Raw genomic sequence first — 17,509 nt, forward strand, 5'->3', positions numbered from 1 at the left:
ACGCCGGACCGGCGGGGCCGCCGCGGCGACCGCCCGGCCGGGCGCCGTGTTCCGGGCGCCCGGCCGGGCCTCCCCGCGGTCACAGGTACGGGCGGGTGATCAGCTCGACCGCGTGACCGGCGGGGTCCTTGAAGTACACCCCGCGACCGCCGTGCTCGTCGTTGGTCTCACCGGGCCGCCGCATCTGCGGGTCCGCCCAGTGCTCGATGCCGCGGTCGCACAGCCGCCGGTACGCCCGGTCGAACAGTGCATCGTCGACCAGGAACGCGTAGTGCTGCATCTGGATCTCCACCGGCGGCTCGGCGAACTGGAGCAGCACCCCGTCGTCGAGCCGGACGTTGGTGAACGGCCCCCAGGACGGTGCTTCCGGAAGCTCCAGCAGCTCCCGGAAGAAGCGGGCCGACTCGTTGCGGTCCCTGGCGGCGATGATGGTGTGGTTGAACGTGGCTGTCATACGGCTTGACCTCGCTGTTGCTCGACACGGAGAACGGATTCGCAGTGCGCGAGCGCCGGGAGGTCCACGTGCCCGATCGGGGTGCCTTCTCCGCACCCAGCGGGCGGTCAGCCCTCCACCGGACAGCCGATCCGTGAGTGGCGTGACGCCGGTCCGGTGTTCATGTCAGGTGACCCTACTTGATCGTCTCGGCTGCGACAACAGCACAGCGGCCGGCTGCCGAACGGCTCGTCACGCATCCATGACCCGGCACGAGGTCCACTGCTCCGGCAGGGATCCCGTCGGCGGCCGGGCCGGGGGCGGCGGGCAGGCGCACCGTGCCGCCGTGCCGCCGTGGCGGCCGCACGCCGCCCGCGGTCGGCGGGTCCTGCCTGCCACCGGGCCCTGCCCTCGCGCGGTCGGAGGTCGAGCGGTCGGAGGTCGAGCGGGCCGGAACAGCGACGGGGGGCAGTCTTGCGACGGAGCGTCAGGAGGCCGTACGGACCTCGGAGAGGGCGGCGCCCACCGGGGCGACCTCGACCAGGCCGGTCTCGCCGAAGGTGAGCCGGCAGGTGTCGGCCCGGTAGGTGGAGACGGCGAGCGCGGCGATGCGGCCGCCGGCGGCGTACTGGGTGGTGACGACCAGGACGGGCGTGCCCGGCGGCCGCTGCAGCAGCCGGGCCTCCTCGGCCTCGGCCACGCCGAGCTCCACCGCACGCGACTCCCCCGCCAGCTCCAGCCGCTGGAGCTGGCGCAGTACGGAGCGGCCGCGCCCGGTGTCGGCGGCGAAGCCGGGCAGGTGGGGCACGGCGGAGTCGGGCACGTGGAGCACCTCGGTGCCGACCGCCTGGCCGCCCGTCGACCGGACCCGCCGGACGGTGTGGACGGGCTCGTCGGCGGGGATGCCGAGGGCCTCGGCCAGCTTCGGGGCGGGCGCGGCGGTGGTGCAGCCGACGATCCGCCAGGCGGCGTCCTCGGTACCGGGCCAGCTCTCCTCCGCGGGGCGGACCGGCACGGCCGTGCGGGGGGCGGCGACGAGGGTGCCGATGCCGCGGCGGCGGACCAGCCGGCCCTCCAGCTCCAGCTGGTCCAGGGCCTGGCGCAGGGTCGCGCGGGCGACGCCGAAGCGGGCGGCGAGCTCCCGCTCGTTGGGGATGACCTCGCCGGTGGCGAACTCGGAGTCGATGGCGCGCAGCAGCACGGTGCGCAGGTGCCAGTACTTGGGCTCCGGTGCAGGTTCGTGCCCCGTGGTCCCCACCATGTCCTCCACCCCTGGACGGCCGGGCCGCGGACGGGCCTTTTCGCGTCCTTCTTTATTAAAGGTGTTTGCAGTAAGGGACAGTAGGGCGCCCGTGGGGAGATGGTCAAGACCAATGTGGCCGCGGCGGGCCGCCGGGGCGGACCGCAGGGGGCGGGCCGCGCGGGCGGCACCGGGCGGCCGCCCGGCGGCAGGCCGGAAGGCGGGGCGGACCCGCGGACCGGGCGGGCGGGTCCGCAGGTGGCAGGCCCGGGCGGCCGTCAGGCGGACAGGGCGGCCGCGGCCTTGCGGGCGGCGACCAGCACCGGGTCCCAGACCGGGGAGAACGGCGGCGCGTAGCCGAGGTCCAGGGCGGTCATCTGCTCGACGGTCATCCGGGCGGTGATCGCCACGGCGGCGGTGTCGATCCGCTTGGCCGCGCCCTCCCGACCGACGATCTGCATGCCGAGGAGCCGCCCGGTGCGCAGCTCGGCGATGGCCTTGACGGTCATCGGCGCCGCGCCCGGGTGGTAGCCGGCGCGGCTGGTGGACTCCACCACCGCCGTGGTGAACTGCAGGCCGGCCTCGCGGGCGTCCCGCTCCCGCAGCCCGGTGCGGGCGATCTCCAGGGAGCAGACCTTGCTGACGGCCGTGCCGACCACGCCCGGGAAGGTCGCGTAGCCGCCGCCGATGTTGGTCCCGATGACCAGGCCGTGCTTGTTGGCGTGGGTGCCGAGGGGGATGTGGGCGAGACGGCCGGAGACCAGGTTGAGGACCTCCACGCAGTCGCCGCCCGCCCAGACGCGCTCGGCGCCGCGCACCCGCATCGCCAGGTCGGTGACGAGGCCGCCGTGGGCGCCCAGCGGGAGGCCCGCCTCGCGGGCCAGTCCGGTGCGGGGGCGCACGCCCAGGCCGAGGACGACGACGTCCGCCGGGTACTCGGCGTCCGCGGTGGCCACGGCGCGGGCGCGGCCGTCCCCGTCCAGCAGCACCCCGGTGACCTCGGCGCCGGTGACGACGTCGATGCCCATGCCCTCCATCGCCTCGTGGACCATGCGTCCCATGTCGGGGTCGAGGGTCGCCATGGGCTGCTCGGCCCGGTCCACCACGGTGACCTCCAGACCGCGGCGGACCAGGGCCTCGGCCATCTCGACGCCGATGTACCCGGCGCCGACCACCACGGCCCGGCGGCAGTCGCGGTCCAGCGCGGCGATCAGCTCCCGGCCGTCGTCGAGGGTCTGCACGCCGTGCACGCCCGGCGCGCCGATGCCGGGGACGGGCGGGCGCACCGGCTCGGCCCCGGTGGCGACCACCAGGTGGTCGTAGCCCAGCCACTGCCCGCCGCCGCCGTCGCCGTCCAGGTCGCGGACCCGGACCCGGCCGCGGTCCGGGTCGATCTCGACGGCCTCGGTGCGCAGCCGCAGGTCGATGCCGCGTGCGCGGTGCTCCTCGGGGGTGCGGGCGATCAGGGCGTCCTCGGCGGACACGTCCCCGCCGATCCAGTAGGGGATGCCGCAGGCCGAGTAGGAGGCGGTGCGCCCCCGTTCCACGGCGACGACCTCCAGGTCGCCGCGGCGGCGGCGCGCCTGGGAGGCGGCGGTCATGCCCGCCGCGTCTCCGCCGATGACGACCAGCCGCTCCGCCATGCCGTCCGCTCCTTCTCCGCAGTGCGCCGGGGGCACCGTCCCACCCGCCGGCCGCGCCACGACCCTAGGCCGCCGGACCGGTGCGGGGGCGGCGACACGGCCGGGCACGGGCGGCGGGTGACGGGCGTCACGGGATCCGGCGGAGTCCGTACGCATGCGACCGGACGGCTCGGGTACCCGAGGTCCTTGTACCGGAATCCCCAGGGAGGAAGAGACCATGACGGAGAACACCGCCGGCACCCCCGCCTCCGAAGGGCACGTGCCCGGAGCGGAGGCCCTGCACGCGATCGCCACGGGCGGCGACCAGCAGGCCGCGATGACGACGCTGGCGCAGAGCGAGGTGCTGCTGCCGGTGGCCGACGAGGGCGGCGAGAGCGATCCGCAGGTCGTCCAGCTGCCCGTCTACGAGCAGCAGGACGGCACCCGCCTGGTGCCGGTCTTCACCTCGGAGGCGACGCTCGCGGCGGCCATGCCGGACGTGCGGCAGTACCGCAACGTGCCGATGTCGGCGCTGGGCGGGGGCTGGCCCTCGGACGACCTGTGCCTGGCCGTGGACCCCGGCTCGCCGGACGCGCTCAACCTGACGGCCGACAACGTCAAGGCCCTCCCGGCGCTCGCGGGCGCCTGAGGGCGGCCCGCGGCCACGCGCGGCGGGGGGCGGCACCGTGCCGGGTGCCGCCCCCCCCCGCGTCCGTGCCCGCCCCCGGTCCCCCCGGTCCGGGCGGGAGCAGGAGGGGGGACAGGAGCGGGGACGAACGGAAAACCGGGGGACGCGCGCCCCCCGACGTCGGCAGACTGCGCCCATGGAACCCCTGGAGACCGCGCAGGAGATCGTCCGCACCCGCTTCCCGCAGGCCAGGGCGGCCTTCCTGGCGGGGAGCGTCCTGACCGCGCGCCGCACCCCCACCTCCGACCTGGACGTCGTGGTCCTGCTCGCCGGGCCGCCCGCCCCCTTCCGGGAGAGCCTGGTGCACCGGGGGTGGCCGGTGGAGCTGTTCGTGCAGACGGAGCAGGACTGGCGGGCCTTCGCCGAGCGGGAGACGGCGGCGCGCCGCTCCCCGCTGCTGGCGATGTGCGCCGAGGGGGTGCTGCTCGTGGACGCGGACGGCCTGGGGGCCGCCCTGCAGGCCGAGGCGCGGGAGCGGTTCGCGGCCGGTCCGCCGCCGGTGCCGGCCGACGTGCTGGACGACCACCGGTACGTGCTCACCGACCTGCTGGACGACCTGCGGGGGTGCGCCGACACCCGCGAGCAGGCGTACCTGGCGGCGGCGCTGCTGCTGCGGGCGTCGGAGTTCGCCCTGCTGGCGCGGGGGCACTGGCTGGGCAGCGGCACGTGGCTGTCGCGGCGGCTCGCGGAGGCGGACCCGTCGCTGCACGACCGGCTGGCGCAGGCGGCGGCCGAGGCGGCCGCGGGGCGGTCCGGCCGCCTGGCGGACGTGGTGGAGGAGGTCCTGGACCGGGCGGGCGGCCCGCTGTGGGCGGGGTACGCCCGCAGGTGCCCGGGCCGGGTCCGGCCCCTTCCGCCCCGGCCCGCGACGCCGCCCTGACCGGCGCCGTCCTCCTCGGGGCGGGCCGCGGAGGGCGCATCGGGCGGCGCTGCGGCCCCGGCCCCCGTGCTTCTGCCGCCATGGCCGGGGCGCCAGGAGGACTGCCGCCCCCGAAGCACGCGCTGCGCGTCGAGGCGCCGCCCCGGACGGCTCCCGGCTGCCGGCCCCGTGCAGCCCCCGGGATGCGCCGGTGCGGACTCCGTAGGCTTGGGGCGCATCGTAAGACTCAGCTCACCTTGGAGGACGGGTGCCGGCGGCTCAGCGGATGACGTCTCGCAATGCTCGGTTCCAGCAGTGGGAGTCCCTGCTGACCAACCGCAGCAAGCGCACGCGCGCGCGGGAGTTCCTCGTCCAGGGCGTGCGCCCGATCTCCCTCGCCGTGGAGCACGGCTGGCCGATCCACGCGCTGCTTTACGACGGGAGGCGGAAGCTGTCGCGCTGGGCGGAGGAACTCCTCCGCACGGTGAGGACCGAGCGGATCGCGATGGCACCGGACATGCTGGCGGACCTGGGGGAGAAGAACGAGAGCGTTCCGGAGGTGATCGCCGTCGTGGGGATGCCGGCGGACGATCTCGACCGGATCAGCGCGGGGGACGATTTCCTGGGCGTGCTGTTCGACCGGCCGACGAGCCCGGGGAACATCGGCAGCATCATCCGCAGTGCGGATGCCTTCGGGGCCGACGGGCTGATCGTCTCGGGCCATGCGGCCGACGTGTACGACTCCAAGTCGGTGCGGGCCAGCACCGGGTCGCTGTTCGCCCTGCCTGCGGTCCGGGTGCCGTCGCCGGCCGAGGTGACCGGGTGGGTGGACGCCAAGCGCGCCCAGGGGACGCCGGTCGTGCTGGTCGGCACGGACGAGGAAGGCGACTGCGACGTCTTCGACTTCGACTTCACCCAGCCGACCCTGCTGCTGGTCGGCAACGAGACCACGGGGCTGAGCAGTACGTGGCGGGACCTGTGCGACCACACGGTCGCCATCCCGATGACCGGGGCCGCGAGTTCGCTGAACGCCGCGAACGCCGCGACCGCCGTGCTCTACGAGGCCTCCCGGCAGCGGATCGCTGCTCGGAGGCGCTCGGCGTGACCGCCGTCCGGGCCCGGGTCCCGCCGACTGCCGCCCGGCCGTGGACCGCCGAGTACATCGCGGCGGCCACCTCGTGGCCCCGCCGTTCGACGGCCGCACTCCGGACGCGCCCTTGACGTGCTCCGGACGTGCTCCGGGCCCGGCAGGCCGAGCGGCCTGAGCGACGGCAGCCCCTGCCCGCCGACGGCCCGAGGACTCCGGAGACCCCGGCCCGGGCGTCGGACCCCGGCCGCGCCCACCGGGCCACCACCCGCCGGCGACACCCGGCCGCCGCGGACGGCCCGGACGGCCCGGACGGCCCCGCTCGACCGCCCGGCCGGACCAGGGGGGCTCGCGGCCCCGTTCAGCCGGCGGGCGGTCCGGCGGCGTCCGCGCGGCCCGCGGCGTACCCCGCCAGGAAGGCCGCGAGGCCGCGCCGGCCGCTGCGCATCATCAGGGCGTGGTTGGCCGTGAAGGCGGGCCGGGCCGGGAGGGCGAGGCGGCGCATCAGCGGCCTGCCGGGGCGCACGTCCTCCTCGAAGAGGACGAGGCTGCCGCCGGGCCGGGGCGTGACGGTCCAGCGGGACCAGCCGCACAGGTCCCCGTCGAGGGCGGCCTCCAACACCCCGGCCGCCGGGTCGCGCCGGACCTGCTCCGCGCCGAACACCAGGACGTACGGGAGCAGCGAGCGGACCGTGAACACGCCCCGGCGGTCGTCGGTGCGGCGGACGGACCGGACCTCCGGCCACCACAGGGGGTAGCGGGGGACGTCCTCCAGCACCCGCCAGGCGTCGCCCGGCGGCGCGGCGAGCTCCCAGCGGGAGGCGAAGCGGTAGTGGTTGGGGTCCACGGCGGCCTCAGGGAAGGTCGAGGCGGCCCTCGGCGGTGAGGGGGAAGCCGGGGTTGTGGGCCAGCTCCCAGAGGTGCCCGTCGGGGTCCTCGAAGTAGCCGGAGTAGCCGCCCCACGAGGTGTGCTTCGGCGGCTTGACGACGGTGGCGCCGGCGGCGACCGCGCCCTCCATGGCCCGGTCGACGGCGGCGTCGTCCTCCAGGTTGATCGCGAGGGTGACGCCGCGGAACGCCGACTCGGGCTCCGAGGGCACCCCTGCGTCCGCCGCCAGCTCCTCCGCCGGGAAGAGGCCGAGGGCGGAGTCCGCGGTGCGGAACCAGACGATCTCCGCGCTGGAGGCACCGGACCGCTGCCAGCCCAGGGCCTCGTAGAAGCGGGCGCTGGCCTCCAGGTCGGACACGCCCAGGGTGACGATGCTGATCCTTGCGGGAACGGTCATGCCCCGCAGCCTAGACGCGGGCACCGACAGCCGCCCGGGGGCGCGGCGCGGCGCCTCCCCGGGCGGCCGGTAGCGTACGGGCTCCCGGGCCGCCAGGAGCCCGGCCGTACGGTGCGGCGAGGGCGAGGAGCGGGCATGGCGGAGGCGCTGGTGGCGGCGGTGGCGGGCCGGGAGCCGGAGGTGGACCCGGAGGCGTTCACCGCGCCGACGTCGGTGGTGGTGGGCCGGGTGCGGCTGGCCGCCGGGGCGAGCGTCTGGTACCACGCGGTGCTGCGCGGCGACGCCGAGGACATCACCGTCGGGCGGGACACGAACGTGCAGGACAACTGCACCGTGCACGCCGACCCGGCCTTCCCCGCGGTCCTGGGCGAGCGGGTCTCGGTGGGGCACAACGCGGTGCTGCACGGCTGCACCATCGAGGACGACGTGCTGGTGGGGATGGGCGCGACCGTCCTCAACGGGGCGCGGATCGGCGCGGGTTCACTGGTCGCGGCCGGCGCCGTGGTCCCGCAGGGGATGCAGGTCCCGCCGGGCTCCCTGGTCGCGGGGGTGCCCGCGAAGGTGAAGCGGCCGCTGGGCGAGGAGGAGCGGGCCGGGATCCGGGCGAACGCCGAGGGGTACCTGCTGCTGGCGCGGGCGCACCGCGAGGCGCTCGGGAAGGGCTGACCCGGGAGCGCCGGGAGCGCCTCGGCCCGCGTGCCTCGGCACGCGGGCCGCCGCAGGGACGGCGGCCCCGGGCCGAGGCACGCGGGCCGGGGCCGAGGGTCGGGCCCGTCGGTGCCCGTCAGTGCCCGGACGTGGCCTTGAGGCCGACGACGGCGACGAGCAGCAGGGCGAGGAAGGCCAGCCGGGCCGGGCTCGCGGACTCGCCGAGCAGGACGACGCCGAGCACCGCCGCGCCGGTGGCGCCGATGCCGACCCAGACCGCGTAGGCGGTGCCGACCGGCAGCGTCCGGGCGGCGAGCGCGAGCAGGACCATGCTGGAGACGATCCCGGCGCCGGTGAGGACGCTGGGGACGAGGCGGGTGAACCCCTCGGTGTACCTGAGCCCGACGGCCCAGGCGGCCTCGAGCAGACCGGCGACGACGACGTACAGCCACGCCATGGCGGGGCACCTCCCGGAGACGGATTCCGTGCGGACATCCGCGTCGTCTTCGCATGACCGGGTACGGCGCGCCTCGTCCGGGGGTCCCGCCGGGGCGGTCTCCGCCTCCAGTGTGCCCGCACTGCGGCCCCGGCGGGACCGGCGGCGGGCGGTGATCCCGGTCACCGGGCCCGGGCCGCCGGGCAGCCGGGCCGCCGGTCCGCACCGGTGCGGACCGCCGACGCGGCCCGGCGTCCGCGCACGGCCCTCCGGAGCAGGGGCCGGTCGGGCACGGACTCCCGGGCCGCCGGGCCGCCGGGTCGCCGGGGTCCGGCGGCGGGGCCCCGCGGGGCGGACATTAGGATCGTCCGCGCCATGGAGAACACCACCGCACCCGCACCCGCGCCCGCCTTCCGCAGCTACGTCGCCGTCGGCGACTCCTTCACCGAGGGCATGTGCGACGACCTGCACCCGGACGGCAGCTACCGCGGCTGGGCCGACCTGGTCGCCGCCCGCCTCGCCGCCGCGACCCCCGGCTTCCGCTACGCCAACCTGGCGGTGCGGGGCAAGCTGATCGGCCAGATCTGCGACGAGCAGGTCGGCGCCGCCGCCGCGATGGGTGCGGAGCTGGTGACCCTCGCGGGCGGTCTCAACGACGTGCTGCGGCCGGGCTGCGACGTGGCCGTGGTGGAGGCGAGGCTGGGCGAGGCGGCGGAGAAGCTGTCCGCCGGACCGCGCCGGGTCGTGATGTTCACCAGCACCGACCCGACCCGGCGGCTGAAGGGCAGCGCCCGGCTGCTGCCGGCGATCCTGCGGATGAAGGAGTTCGTGGAGGAGCTGGCGCGGCAGCGCGAGGAGGTCGTCGTGGTCGACCTCTTCTCCGCGCCCTGCTTCGACGACCCGCGGCTGTGGGACGAGGACCGCCTGCACCTCTCCCCCGAGGGCCACCGCCGGGTGGCCGAGGCGGTGCTGCAGGCGCTGGGGTTCCCGGCCTCCTTCGACTGGCGGGCCCCGCTGCCCCCGGCGGCCCCGGCGCGCCGGGGGGCGCGGCTCCGCGCGGACCTGCGGTGGCTGCGCATCCACCTGGGTCCGTGGATCGTCCGGCGGCTGACCGGCCGCTCGTCGGGCGACGGCCGCACACCCAAGCGGCCGGAGCTGGCCCCGTACGAGGGGTGAGCCGGCCCGCCCCCGCGGCGGGACGGGGGGACCGGGCGGCGGCACCGTCCGCCGCCGGCCGGCCGGGCCGCGCGGACGCCCCCCGGCCCCGGCGCCGGGGCCGGGGTACCGGGCCGCCGGGGTGCCGGTCCGCCGTCCCGTGCCCGGCGGGGAGGAGACTGGGACGGCGGTCCGCACCGGCAGCCGTGCGGGCGCCGGGAAGGACGGGCCGGAAGGCGGAGCGATGAGCGGTTTCACCTACCCCGAGGTCGGCGCGACGCGTGCGGGCGCGCTGCCGTCCGGCTACCACCACCTGCGGTACCGGACGCTCCTCGGGCACGGCCGGGACGTCCTGGAGGCCGCCGGGGAGGCGGTGCTGACGTGGCGGATGCACCGGGCGGCGGGGGTGCGGGTGCACGCCTCGGGACGGGCGGCACCCGGCGTGGACGTCGAGGTGGTGCTCGGCGCCGGCCCGCTGCGGCTGCGGGCGCCCTGCCGGGTCGTGTGGGCGGCCGTCGAACCGGACCGCGCGGGTTTCGCGTACGGGACGCTGGGGGGCCACCCCGAGCGCGGCGAGGAGTCCTTCGTGGTGGAGAGGGGCGACGACGGGGCGGTGTGGTTCTCGGTGACCGCCTTCAGCGTCCCCGGCCGGTGGTTCACGCGGGCCGCCGGGCCCGTCGTCCCGTACGCCCAGCACCTGTACGCCAGGCGCTGCGGACAGGTGCTCCGGCGCCTCGCCGCGGCCGCCCCGCACTCCCCCGGAAGGCCATGAAGCACCCTTTACCGACAGGTCATCGCCAGTTCGTGATCGCGAAACACCGGCGCGGGACTCTGATGGCATGGAGCACCTGTCGAGAGACCACCACCGGAACCGGACCAACGCGCGGAGCCGCCGCTGGCGCCGGGAGGCCGTGGAGCTGTCCGCGCTCTTCCTCGCCGTGGCGACCGCCGACCTCGTCGCCGACGTCGTCGTCCACGGCCACGACGGGCCCGTGCTGCTCGCCGTCTCCGCGGCGGCGCTGCTGGGCGCGGCGCTCTTCCACGGCTGGTGGACGCACCGTCACACGCACGCCCCGCCCGGGCCCGATCCCACGCCCGGCGAGGCCGGGGAGGCACCGGTGAGCGGGGCCGCGGACGCCGCCGGGGGCGCCGGACCCGCCGCCGGCGGCTTCTCGCTGTGGCGGATCCGCACCACCGTGGCCGACTCCCCCGGCAGCCTGGCGTCGCTGTGCGGGGCGCTGGCCCGACTGGGCGTCAACATCATCTCGCTGCAGACGCACCCGCTGGCGGCCGGCACGGTGGACGAGTTCCTGGTGCGCGCCCCCGTCGGGCTGCCGCGCGCCCGGCTGGCCGGGGCGCTGGCCGCCGCGGGCGGCCGGGACACCTGGGTCGACCGGGCCGACGCCCACGACCTGGTGGACGTGCCCACCCGCATCCTGGGCCTGGCCACCCGCACCGCCCTGGACGCCGCCGAACTGCCCGTGGCGCTGCGGCAGCTCTTCGGGAGCTGCACCCTCCGCTCGCTGCCCGCCGGCCCGGCACGGGCGGAGGGGCCGCCGCCCCCGCACGCGCTGGACGGCGGGGTGATGCGGCTGCGGGAGCCCTCCGGCGGCGTCATCGAGGTGTCCCGGCCGCACCTGCCCTTCACCCCGACCGAGTTCGCGCGGGCCCGCGCCCTGGTGGAGCTGGACGCGGTGCTCGGCCCGCGCGTGCCCGCCGGACGGGAGTCCGTCACCCTGCCGGCCGGCGGCGAGGTCACCGTGCGCCGCGCCGGCCCCGACGACCGGCGGGCGGCCGTGGAGCTGCACGGGCGCTGCTCGACGGCGACGCTGCGCCGCCGCTACCACGGCCCGGTCGGGGACGCCGACCGCTACCTGGCGCACCTGCTGGAGCCGCGGCACGGGCAGACCCTCGCCGCGGAGCTGCCGGACGGCCGGATCGTCGCCCTGGCGCACCTGATGTGGGACGGCGACGGGGCGGAGGTCGCGGTGCTGGTGGAGGACGCCTGGCAGCGGCGCGGCCTCGGCACGGGCCTGCTGCGGCGCCTCGCGGCGCTGGCCGGGGAGGCGGGCGTCGCGAGCGTCCACGCGGTGACGCAGTCGTCCAACACGGCGATGGTCGCGGCGATGCGGCGGCTGGAGGTGCCGCTGGACTACGAGGCCGAGGACGGCACGCTGGTGGTCACCGCCCACCTGGAGCGCACGGCGGAGCCGGTCCCGGCCCCGTGGGGTCCGCCGCAGGCGGGGTGACGCACCGTCGCGTGGACGGGAGCCGGAGGGGCCGGCGCCGGGTGCGGCGCCGGCCCCTCCGCACCGGGGGCGGCGGGACGGCGGGCGGGGCGGCCGGACCCTCCGGGGCGTCCCGCGGGGGCGCCTACTCGACGGTGACGCTCTTCGCCAGGTTGCGGGGCCGGTCGACGTCCCGGCCGAGGGCGACGGCCGCATGGTACGCGAGCAGCTGGAGCGGGATGCCCAGCAGCAGCGGGTCCAGCTCGGGCTCGCTCCTCGGCACCACGAGGGAGTCGTCGGCGAGGCGGGCGTCCGGCGCGCGGTGCCCGACGGTGAGGACCCGGCCGCCGCGGGCGCGGATCTCGCCGAGGGTGGTGAGGTTCTTGTCCAGCAGCTCGTCGTCGGGGACGACGGCGACGGTGGGCAGGCCGGGGCCGATCAGCGCCAGCGGGCCGTGCTTGAGCTCGCTCGCCGGGTAGGCCTCGGCGTGGACGTAGGAGACCTCCTTGAGCTTCTGGGCGCCCTCGCGGGCGACCGGCCAGCCGCGGACCCGCCCGACGAACATCATGCCGTCGTGCTTCGCGTACGCGGCGGCCAGCTGCGCGATCCGCTCCTCCTGGGCGAGGATCTCTCGGATCCGGTCCGGCAGCGCCTTCAGGCCCGCGCAGATCCGGCGGCCGTCGGCGGGCGACAGGTCGCGGATGCGGCCGAGGTGCAGGGCCAGCAGGGCGAACGCGACGGCGGTGCAGGTGAACGCCTTGGTGGAGGCGACGGAGACCTCCGGTCCGGCGTGCAGGTAGATCCCGCCGTCGCAGGCGCGGGCGATGGCGCTGCCGACGGTGTTGACGACGCCGAGGACCCGGCCGCCCTTGCGCCTGACCTCCTGGACGGCCGCCAGGGTGTCGTAGGTCTCGCCGGACTGGCTGACCGCGACGTAGAGGGTGTCGGCCTCGATCACCGGGTTGCGGTAGCGGAACTCCGAGGCGGGCTCGGCGTGGGCGGGGACGCGGGCCAGCTCCTCGATGAGCTGGGCGCCGGCCTCCCCCGCGTAGTAGGCGGAGCCGCAGCCGAGGATCTTGACCCGGCGGATCGCGCGCAGCTCGCGGGCGTCGAGGTTGAGGCCGCCGAGGTGGGCGGTGTGGAAGCGGTCGTCGAGGCGGCCGCGCAGGGTGCGCTCGACCGCGTCGGGCTGCTCGTGGATCTCCTTGGCGAGGAAGTGCTCGTGGCCGCCGGTGTCGTAGGAGCCCACCTCCCAGTCGACGGTGGAGGGCTCCTTGGCGGTGGCGCGGGCGTCCTCGGTGAAGGTGCGGAAGCCGTCGGCGCGCACCACGGCGAGCTCGCCGTCGTCCAGGTGGACGACCTGGCGGGTGTAGCGGACCAGGGCGGCGACGTCGGAGGCGGCGAACATCTCCTTCTCGCCGATGCCGAGCACGATGGGGCTGCCGTTGCGGGCCACCACGACGCGGTCGGGCTGCGCGGAGTCCAGGACGGCGACGCCGTAGGTGCCGACCACGTGGGCGAGGGCCTGCCGGACGGCGTCCTCGAGCGCGACGCCCTCGCCCGCGTGCGCGGCGACGAGGTGGGCCAGCACCTCGCTGTCGGTCTCGGAGGCGAAGGCCGTGCCGTCGGCGGCGAGGCGGGCCCGCAGCTCGTCGGCGTTCTCGATGATGCCGTTGTGGACGACGGCGATGCGCTGCGCGGCGTCCAGGTGGGGGTGGGCGTTGGCGTCGCTGGGCACGCCATGGGTGGCCCAGCGGGTGTGGCCGATGCCGGCGGTGCCCTTGAAGCGGGCGGGGACCGCCTCGGCGAGGTCGGCGACGCGGCCCTTGACCTTGCGGAGCCTGAGGCCGCCGGTGCGGCCGCAGACGGCGATCCCGGCGGAGTCGTAGCCGCGGTACTCCAGGCGCTGCAGGCCCTCCAGCAGGAGGGGGGCGGCGTCCTTGGGGCCGATGTAGGCGACGATGCCGCACATGGCGGGGTCCTTTCTGCAGGGGACACGGGGTCGGGGCGGGCGAGGTGAGGGGCGGTGCGTTCCGGCGGGGCGGTGCGTTCCGGCGGGCGGGCGACTCAGCCGTAGACGATGCGGCGGAGCTGCCGGGCGGAGAGGGCCGGCGCGGCCACCCGGCGCGCGGGCAGCTCGGCGGTGATGCGGTCGAAGATCCGCTCGTTGGTCAGGCCGCGCGCCTGCAGCTCGCCGTGGCGGCGGCGCACGTACTCCTCGGTGGTCTCGGAGAAGTACGCGAGCACGTCGGCGACCATGCGCGCCGCCTCGCCGGGGGTCAGCGGACTGGTGCGGACGAGGTGCACGAGGAGGTCCTCGTGGGGGTGGTGTGGGGTGGGCACGGGGCAGGAGCCTAGGCACCGACGGACCCGATCACCAAGATTCCTGCCCGAATTCGGGCAGGAATCCCGCTCTTCCGGTCCTGCGGAAGCCGAGGAGCGGCTCCGGGGAGCCCGGGACGGCCGGCGCCCGCCCCGGGGCCCCGGCGGTCCGGCGGGCTCCCCCGGTGCGGGCGCCGGCCGCGCGGGCCGTGCCCGTACGATCGACAGCGTCCGCAGCGCCGACGACGCCGCCCCGGGACGCACCGCCCCTCCCACCGCTGGAGCCGACGTTGAGCGAGACCCCCCGCGAGGACTTCCGCGCCGCCGCGCACACCGCCGCCGACCTGGTCGCCGACTACCTCGGCGCAGTGGCCGACCGGCCCGTGTGGCAGCCCGTCGACGAGGCCGCGCGGGAGCGGCTGCTCGGCGCGCCGCTGCCCGCCGCCGGACGCCCCCTGGAGGAGCTGCTGGCGGCGGTCGGCGAGCAGGTGATGCCCTACCCGATGGGCAACGGGCACCCGCGCTTCTTCGGGTGGGTGAACTCGGCCCCCGCACCCGCGGGCGTCCTCGCCACGCTCGCGGCGTCCGCCATGAACCCCAGCTCGGCCGGCGGCGACCACGCCGACGTGCACCTGGAGCGGGCCGTCGTGCGGTGGATCGCCGAACTGGTGGGCTTCCCCCACGGGCCGGGCGCGGGCATCCTCACCTCGGGCACCTCGATGGCGACCGTCCTGTGCCTGGCCGCCGCCCGCGGCCGGGCCGCCCGCCGGGCCGGGTGGGACGTCCGCGAGGACGGCCTCGCCGCGATGCCCCCGCTGGTCGCGTACGCCACCGGCGAGGCCCACTCCTGCGTGCGCAAGGCCGTCGAGCTGCTGGGGCTCGGCAGCCGGAACCTGCGCACGGTTCCGGCCGGCCCGGACGGCCGGATGGACGTCGCCGCGCTGCGCCGGGCGGTGGCCGCGGACCGGGCCGCCGGGCTGGTGCCGTTCCTGGTGGCCGCCTCCGCGGGCACGGTCAACACCGGCGCGGTCGACCCCCTCGACGCGGTCGCCGACCTCTGCGCCGAGGAGGAGCTGTGGCTGCACGTCGACGGCGCGTACGGCGCCTTCGGCGTGCTCGACCCGGAGATCGCACACCGGTACGCGGGGATGGAGCGCGCCGACTCCCTCGCGCTGGACCCGCACAAGTGGCTGGGCGTGCCGGTGGACTGCGGCTGCGCCCTGGTCCGCGACGCGTCGGAGCTGCGCGGCACCTTCAGCCTGGTGCCGCCCTACCTGCGCGACGAGGAGGCGGGCGGCCTCGGCTGGTTCTCCGAGTACGGCATGGAGCAGACCCGCCCGTTCCGCTCGCTCAAGGTGTGGGCGACCATCGCCCACCGGGGGCGGGACGGGATCGCCGCGGACGTCGCCCGCTGCACGGCCCTGGCCCGGCGCCTGGGCGAGCTGGTGGAGAAGGACCCGGAGCTGGAGCTCGCCGCTCCGGTGGAGACCTCCATCGTGGCCTTCCGCCACCGTGTCCCCGGGCTGCCGGAGGAGGACGCGGACGCCGTGAACCGGGCGCTGCCGCTCGCCGTGCAGCGGCGCGGCCGGGCGTTCGTCACCGGGACGGTGCTGGGCGGCCGGGAGGCCCTGCGGGCCTGCCTGCTGAACGCGGCCACGACGGAGGAGGACCTGGAGGTCCTGCTGGACGAGGTGCGCGCCGCGACGGCGGAGCTGGCGGCGGGGCTGCGGCGCGGCTGACCCGCGTCCGGTCCGGACCGGTCCGGCGCGGCCCGCGGCACCGGCGCCCGGCCGCCGCTTCCCCGGCCGTCCCGGGCCGCCGCCGGGCCGCCGGCGGCCGTCTCCGGGCCGTCACCCGGCGGGGACGACGGCCTCCCAGGTGTCCACGGCGTGGTCCAGGACCATCCCCCGGCCCTCGTAGAGGCGCAGGGCGCCGGTGGTGTTCTCCGTGTCGACGCCCAGTTCGACGGTGTCCCGGCCGCGCTCGGCGAAGGCGGCGAAGGCCAGCTCCAGCAGGTGGCCCCCGAGGCCCCGGCCGCGGACCTCCTCCACCACGCCGAGGCGGCTGACCCAGCCCGCCGCCTCGCGGTCGTCGCGGCACTGCAGGACGGCGGCGTCGCCGAGGCCGTCGACCGCGGCGGTCCAGCAGAGCGACCAGTCCTGCCGGTGGGCGTCGGCGGCCTCCCGCCACTCCTCGTAGCTGCGGGGGCGGTGGCCGTAGTGCGCGGCGAAGGTGCGCTCCAGCAGGGCGTGGGCGGCCCGGCGGCCGTCCTCGTCCTCGCAGGTCCGCAGGGTGACGCCCGGCGGCGGGGCCGGGACCGGGTCCGTGTCGCGGGAGACGGGCCGGGTGAGCACGTGGTGGCGGCGCACGCGCCGCCAGCCGCCGGCGGCGAGCCGGGCGGTGTCGGTGGTCGGCTCGGCGGCCAGGAGCAGGTGGAGCACGGCCCGGTCGGCGCCTGCGGCGGCGGCCGCGGCCGCGGCGCGCGCGGTCATCAGCCCCAGGACGTGGAAGCCGAGGTCCTGGTGGTCGGGAAGGGTGTAGTGGTCGAGGTCGAGGCGCCAGCCGCCGGCGTCGCGCAGCAGGCCGTAGCAGACGGCCCGGCCGCCGTGGAGGCCGAGCCAGGAGCCGGTGGGCAGGTCGGTGCCGGGATCGGCCAGGTCGGCCTCGACCTCGTGCAGGCCGGTGCGGGCGGTGCCGGTCTCCAGGACGTCGATCGCGTTGAGGAGGGCCTGGACGGCCCCGGCGTCGTCCGGGGTCACCGGGCGGACGGAGGTGCCGGCGGGAGGGGCGGGGACGGGGGCGGCGGGCGCGGTGGCGCCCGCGGGCGTCGGGGATTCGGGCATGGGCCCCACTGTCGCGGGCGCCGGCCCGGCCGGGCAACGCATTTGCCGGGGACCCGCACGCGCCTCCCCCGCGGACATGGCGGACGTGATCGGGATCCGCCGGTGGCCCCGGCCGGGATGCGCTAGGTTGCTGCGGCCCCCGACCCGCCGCGACGAAGGATTTCGAGACACCGATGAACGACATAGTCCACGGACTGGGCTCCGCCGCCGTCTTCGGCGCCCTGGGCGTCGTCCTGCTCCTGCTGGGCATCCTCCTGGTCGACCTGCTGACGCCCGGGAGGCTCGGCCACCAGATCTGGGTGGAGCGCAACCGGAACGCGGCGGTGCTGCTCAGCTCCGCCCTGCTGGGCATCGGCGGGATCGTCTTCACCTCGATCTGGACCACCTACGACGACTTCGGCAAGGGCCTCGCCTCGACGGCCTGCTTCGGGCTGCTGGGCCTGGTGCTGATGGCGGTCGCCTTCTGGGCGGTGGACCTGCTGACCCCGGGCCGGCTGGGCGAGATCCTCGTCGACCCGGAGCCGCACCCCGCGGTGTGGGTGACCGCGGCGTGCAACGTGTCGGTCGCGGCCGTCGTGGCCGCCTCCATCGCCTGAGCCCGACGTGCCGGTGCCCCCGGCGGCGGCGGGGGGGGGCCCCCGGCCCGCCGCCCGGGGGAGCCC

At 77.1% G+C, this 17,509-nt stretch carries 18 protein-coding genes and 1 riboswitch; of the genes, 9 read left to right on the forward strand and 9 right to left on the reverse strand.

Features of this window, described 5'->3' with window-relative positions; translation table 11 throughout:
• Positions 1–79: 79 nt before the first annotated feature.
• From LO771_RS00740 to LO771_RS00750, 3 genes are all read right to left on the reverse strand, one after another.
• Positions 80–454, reverse strand: a complete 375-nt coding sequence (locus tag LO771_RS00740) for a VOC family protein (protein WP_230647246.1) — start codon at positions 452–454, stop codon at positions 80–82.
• A gap of 466 nt (positions 455–920) precedes the next feature.
• Entirely contained in the window at positions 921–1,691 is a 771-nt protein-coding gene (locus LO771_RS00745) for a GntR family transcriptional regulator (protein WP_230647918.1), read from the reverse strand.
• A 260-nt stretch (positions 1,692–1,951) separates the two neighbouring features.
• Positions 1,952–3,316: an FAD-dependent oxidoreductase gene (locus tag LO771_RS00750; RefSeq protein ID WP_230647248.1), complete on the reverse strand. Its 1,365-nt coding sequence runs from the start codon at positions 3,314–3,316 to the stop codon at positions 1,952–1,954.
• A 217-nt stretch (positions 3,317–3,533) separates the two neighbouring features.
• Between LO771_RS00750 and LO771_RS00755 the strand changes: the two genes are divergently transcribed.
• The 3 genes from LO771_RS00755 to LO771_RS00765 all read left to right on the forward strand — a co-directional run bounded on the left by LO771_RS00755 (position 3,534) and on the right by LO771_RS00765 (position 5,947).
• Positions 3,534–3,944, forward strand: a complete 411-nt coding sequence (locus tag LO771_RS00755; RefSeq protein WP_230647250.1) for an SseB family protein — start codon at positions 3,534–3,536, stop codon at positions 3,942–3,944.
• Positions 3,945–4,119: 175 nt separating this feature from the next.
• Complete coding sequence (locus tag LO771_RS00760; protein WP_230647252.1) at positions 4,120–4,863, forward strand: nucleotidyltransferase domain-containing protein; 744 nt, start codon at positions 4,120–4,122, stop codon at positions 4,861–4,863.
• Positions 4,864–5,110: 247 nt separating this feature from the next.
• Entirely contained in the window at positions 5,111–5,947 is an 837-nt protein-coding gene (locus tag LO771_RS00765) for a TrmH family RNA methyltransferase (RefSeq protein ID WP_230647254.1), read from the forward strand.
• A gap of 343 nt (positions 5,948–6,290) precedes the next feature.
• Here LO771_RS00765 and LO771_RS00770 read toward each other — a convergent pair whose 3' ends face one another.
• Both LO771_RS00770 and LO771_RS00775 read right to left on the reverse strand, forming a co-directional pair.
• Complete coding sequence (locus LO771_RS00770) at positions 6,291–6,776, reverse strand: SRPBCC family protein (protein ID WP_230647256.1); 486 nt, start codon at positions 6,774–6,776, stop codon at positions 6,291–6,293.
• 7 nt (positions 6,777–6,783) lie between these two features.
• Positions 6,784–7,215 (reverse strand): VOC family protein, encoded by a 432-nt coding sequence (locus tag LO771_RS00775; protein WP_230647258.1) that lies wholly within the window; start codon positions 7,213–7,215, stop codon positions 6,784–6,786.
• Positions 7,216–7,350: 135 nt separating this feature from the next.
• Between LO771_RS00775 and LO771_RS00780 the strand changes: the two genes are divergently transcribed.
• A complete protein-coding gene (locus LO771_RS00780) occupies positions 7,351–7,881 on the forward strand; it encodes a gamma carbonic anhydrase family protein (protein ID WP_230647260.1) in 531 nt (176 codons plus the stop codon).
• 118 nt (positions 7,882–7,999) lie between these two features.
• Here the strand turns inward: LO771_RS00780 and sugE are convergent, their stop codons facing one another.
• The gene (gene sugE, locus LO771_RS00785) at positions 8,000–8,320 is read right to left on the reverse strand and encodes a quaternary ammonium compound efflux SMR transporter SugE (RefSeq protein ID WP_230647262.1); all 321 of its coding nucleotides are present in this window, start codon (positions 8,318–8,320) and stop codon (positions 8,000–8,002) included.
• A gap of 37 nt (positions 8,321–8,357) precedes the next feature.
• Positions 8,358–8,421: riboswitch (guanidine-III (ykkC-III) riboswitch) on the reverse strand.
• A 253-nt stretch (positions 8,422–8,674) separates the two neighbouring features.
• Between sugE and LO771_RS00790 the strand changes: the two genes are divergently transcribed.
• From LO771_RS00790 to LO771_RS00800, 3 genes are all read left to right on the forward strand, one after another.
• Positions 8,675–9,475 (forward strand): SGNH/GDSL hydrolase family protein, encoded by an 801-nt coding sequence (locus LO771_RS00790; protein WP_230647264.1) that lies wholly within the window; start codon positions 8,675–8,677, stop codon positions 9,473–9,475.
• Positions 9,476–9,698: 223 nt separating this feature from the next.
• Positions 9,699–10,226 (forward strand): DUF1990 family protein, encoded by a 528-nt coding sequence (locus LO771_RS00795; RefSeq protein ID WP_230647266.1) that lies wholly within the window; start codon positions 9,699–9,701, stop codon positions 10,224–10,226.
• A gap of 67 nt (positions 10,227–10,293) precedes the next feature.
• The gene (locus LO771_RS00800) at positions 10,294–11,703 is read left to right on the forward strand and encodes a GNAT family N-acetyltransferase (RefSeq protein WP_230647268.1); all 1,410 of its coding nucleotides are present in this window, start codon (positions 10,294–10,296) and stop codon (positions 11,701–11,703) included.
• Between the two features lie 124 nt (positions 11,704–11,827).
• On the opposite strand, the gene glmS is transcribed toward LO771_RS00800, so the two are convergent.
• Both glmS and LO771_RS00810 read right to left on the reverse strand, forming a co-directional pair.
• A complete protein-coding gene (gene glmS / locus LO771_RS00805) occupies positions 11,828–13,654 on the reverse strand; it encodes a glutamine--fructose-6-phosphate transaminase (isomerizing) (RefSeq protein ID WP_230647271.1) in 1,827 nt (608 codons plus the stop codon).
• Between the two features lie 95 nt (positions 13,655–13,749).
• Entirely contained in the window at positions 13,750–14,025 is a 276-nt protein-coding gene (locus tag LO771_RS00810) for a hypothetical protein (protein WP_230647273.1), read from the reverse strand.
• Positions 14,026–14,294: 269 nt separating this feature from the next.
• On the opposite strand from LO771_RS00810, the gene LO771_RS00815 reads away from it, so the two are divergent.
• The gene (locus tag LO771_RS00815) at positions 14,295–15,743 is read left to right on the forward strand and encodes a pyridoxal-dependent decarboxylase (RefSeq protein WP_230647275.1); all 1,449 of its coding nucleotides are present in this window, start codon (positions 14,295–14,297) and stop codon (positions 15,741–15,743) included.
• A 111-nt stretch (positions 15,744–15,854) separates the two neighbouring features.
• Here LO771_RS00815 and LO771_RS00820 read toward each other — a convergent pair whose 3' ends face one another.
• On the reverse strand, positions 15,855–16,847 hold the full coding sequence (locus LO771_RS00820) for a GNAT family N-acetyltransferase (protein WP_230647277.1): 993 nt from the start codon (positions 16,845–16,847) through the stop codon (positions 15,855–15,857).
• Between the two features lie 173 nt (positions 16,848–17,020).
• On the opposite strand from LO771_RS00820, the gene LO771_RS00825 reads away from it, so the two are divergent.
• Complete coding sequence (locus tag LO771_RS00825) at positions 17,021–17,443, forward strand: DUF350 domain-containing protein (protein WP_230647279.1); 423 nt, start codon at positions 17,021–17,023, stop codon at positions 17,441–17,443.
• The last annotated feature ends 66 nt before the right edge of the window (positions 17,444–17,509 follow it).

Origin of the sequence: Streptacidiphilus sp. ASG 303 (assembly GCF_020991365.1) — a bacterium.
In the GTDB taxonomy this organism is placed as follows: domain Bacteria; phylum Actinomycetota; class Actinomycetes; order Streptomycetales; family Streptomycetaceae; genus Peterkaempfera.

What these genes read in the sequence shown, in the direction of transcription:
- LO771_RS00820 (WP_230647277.1), bottom strand. Translation starts at nt 16,847, where the DNA reads ATGCCCGAATCCCCGACGCCCGCGGGCGCCACCGCGCCCGCCGCCCCC.
- LO771_RS00790 (WP_230647264.1), top strand. Translation starts at nt 8,675, where the DNA reads ATGGAGAACACCACCGCACCCGCACCCGCGCCCGCCTTCCGCAGCTAC.
- LO771_RS00755 (WP_230647250.1), top strand. Translation starts at nt 3,534, where the DNA reads ATGACGGAGAACACCGCCGGCACCCCCGCCTCCGAAGGGCACGTGCCC.
- LO771_RS00825 (WP_230647279.1), top strand. Translation starts at nt 17,021, where the DNA reads ATGAACGACATAGTCCACGGACTGGGCTCCGCCGCCGTCTTCGGCGCC.
- LO771_RS00780 (WP_230647260.1), top strand. Translation starts at nt 7,351, where the DNA reads ATGGCGGAGGCGCTGGTGGCGGCGGTGGCGGGCCGGGAGCCGGAGGTG.
- sugE (WP_230647262.1), bottom strand. Translation starts at nt 8,320, where the DNA reads ATGGCGTGGCTGTACGTCGTCGTCGCCGGTCTGCTCGAGGCCGCCTGG.
- LO771_RS00800 (WP_230647268.1), top strand. Translation starts at nt 10,294, where the DNA reads ATGGAGCACCTGTCGAGAGACCACCACCGGAACCGGACCAACGCGCGG.
- LO771_RS00740 (WP_230647246.1), bottom strand. Translation starts at nt 454, where the DNA reads ATGACAGCCACGTTCAACCACACCATCATCGCCGCCAGGGACCGCAAC.
- LO771_RS00775 (WP_230647258.1), bottom strand. Translation starts at nt 7,215, where the DNA reads ATGACCGTTCCCGCAAGGATCAGCATCGTCACCCTGGGCGTGTCCGAC.
- glmS (WP_230647271.1), bottom strand. Translation starts at nt 13,654, where the DNA reads ATGTGCGGCATCGTCGCCTACATCGGCCCCAAGGACGCCGCCCCCCTC.
- LO771_RS00750 (WP_230647248.1), bottom strand. Translation starts at nt 3,316, where the DNA reads ATGGCGGAGCGGCTGGTCGTCATCGGCGGAGACGCGGCGGGCATGACC.
- LO771_RS00760 (WP_230647252.1), top strand. Translation starts at nt 4,120, where the DNA reads ATGGAACCCCTGGAGACCGCGCAGGAGATCGTCCGCACCCGCTTCCCG.
- LO771_RS00795 (WP_230647266.1), top strand. Translation starts at nt 9,699, where the DNA reads ATGAGCGGTTTCACCTACCCCGAGGTCGGCGCGACGCGTGCGGGCGCG.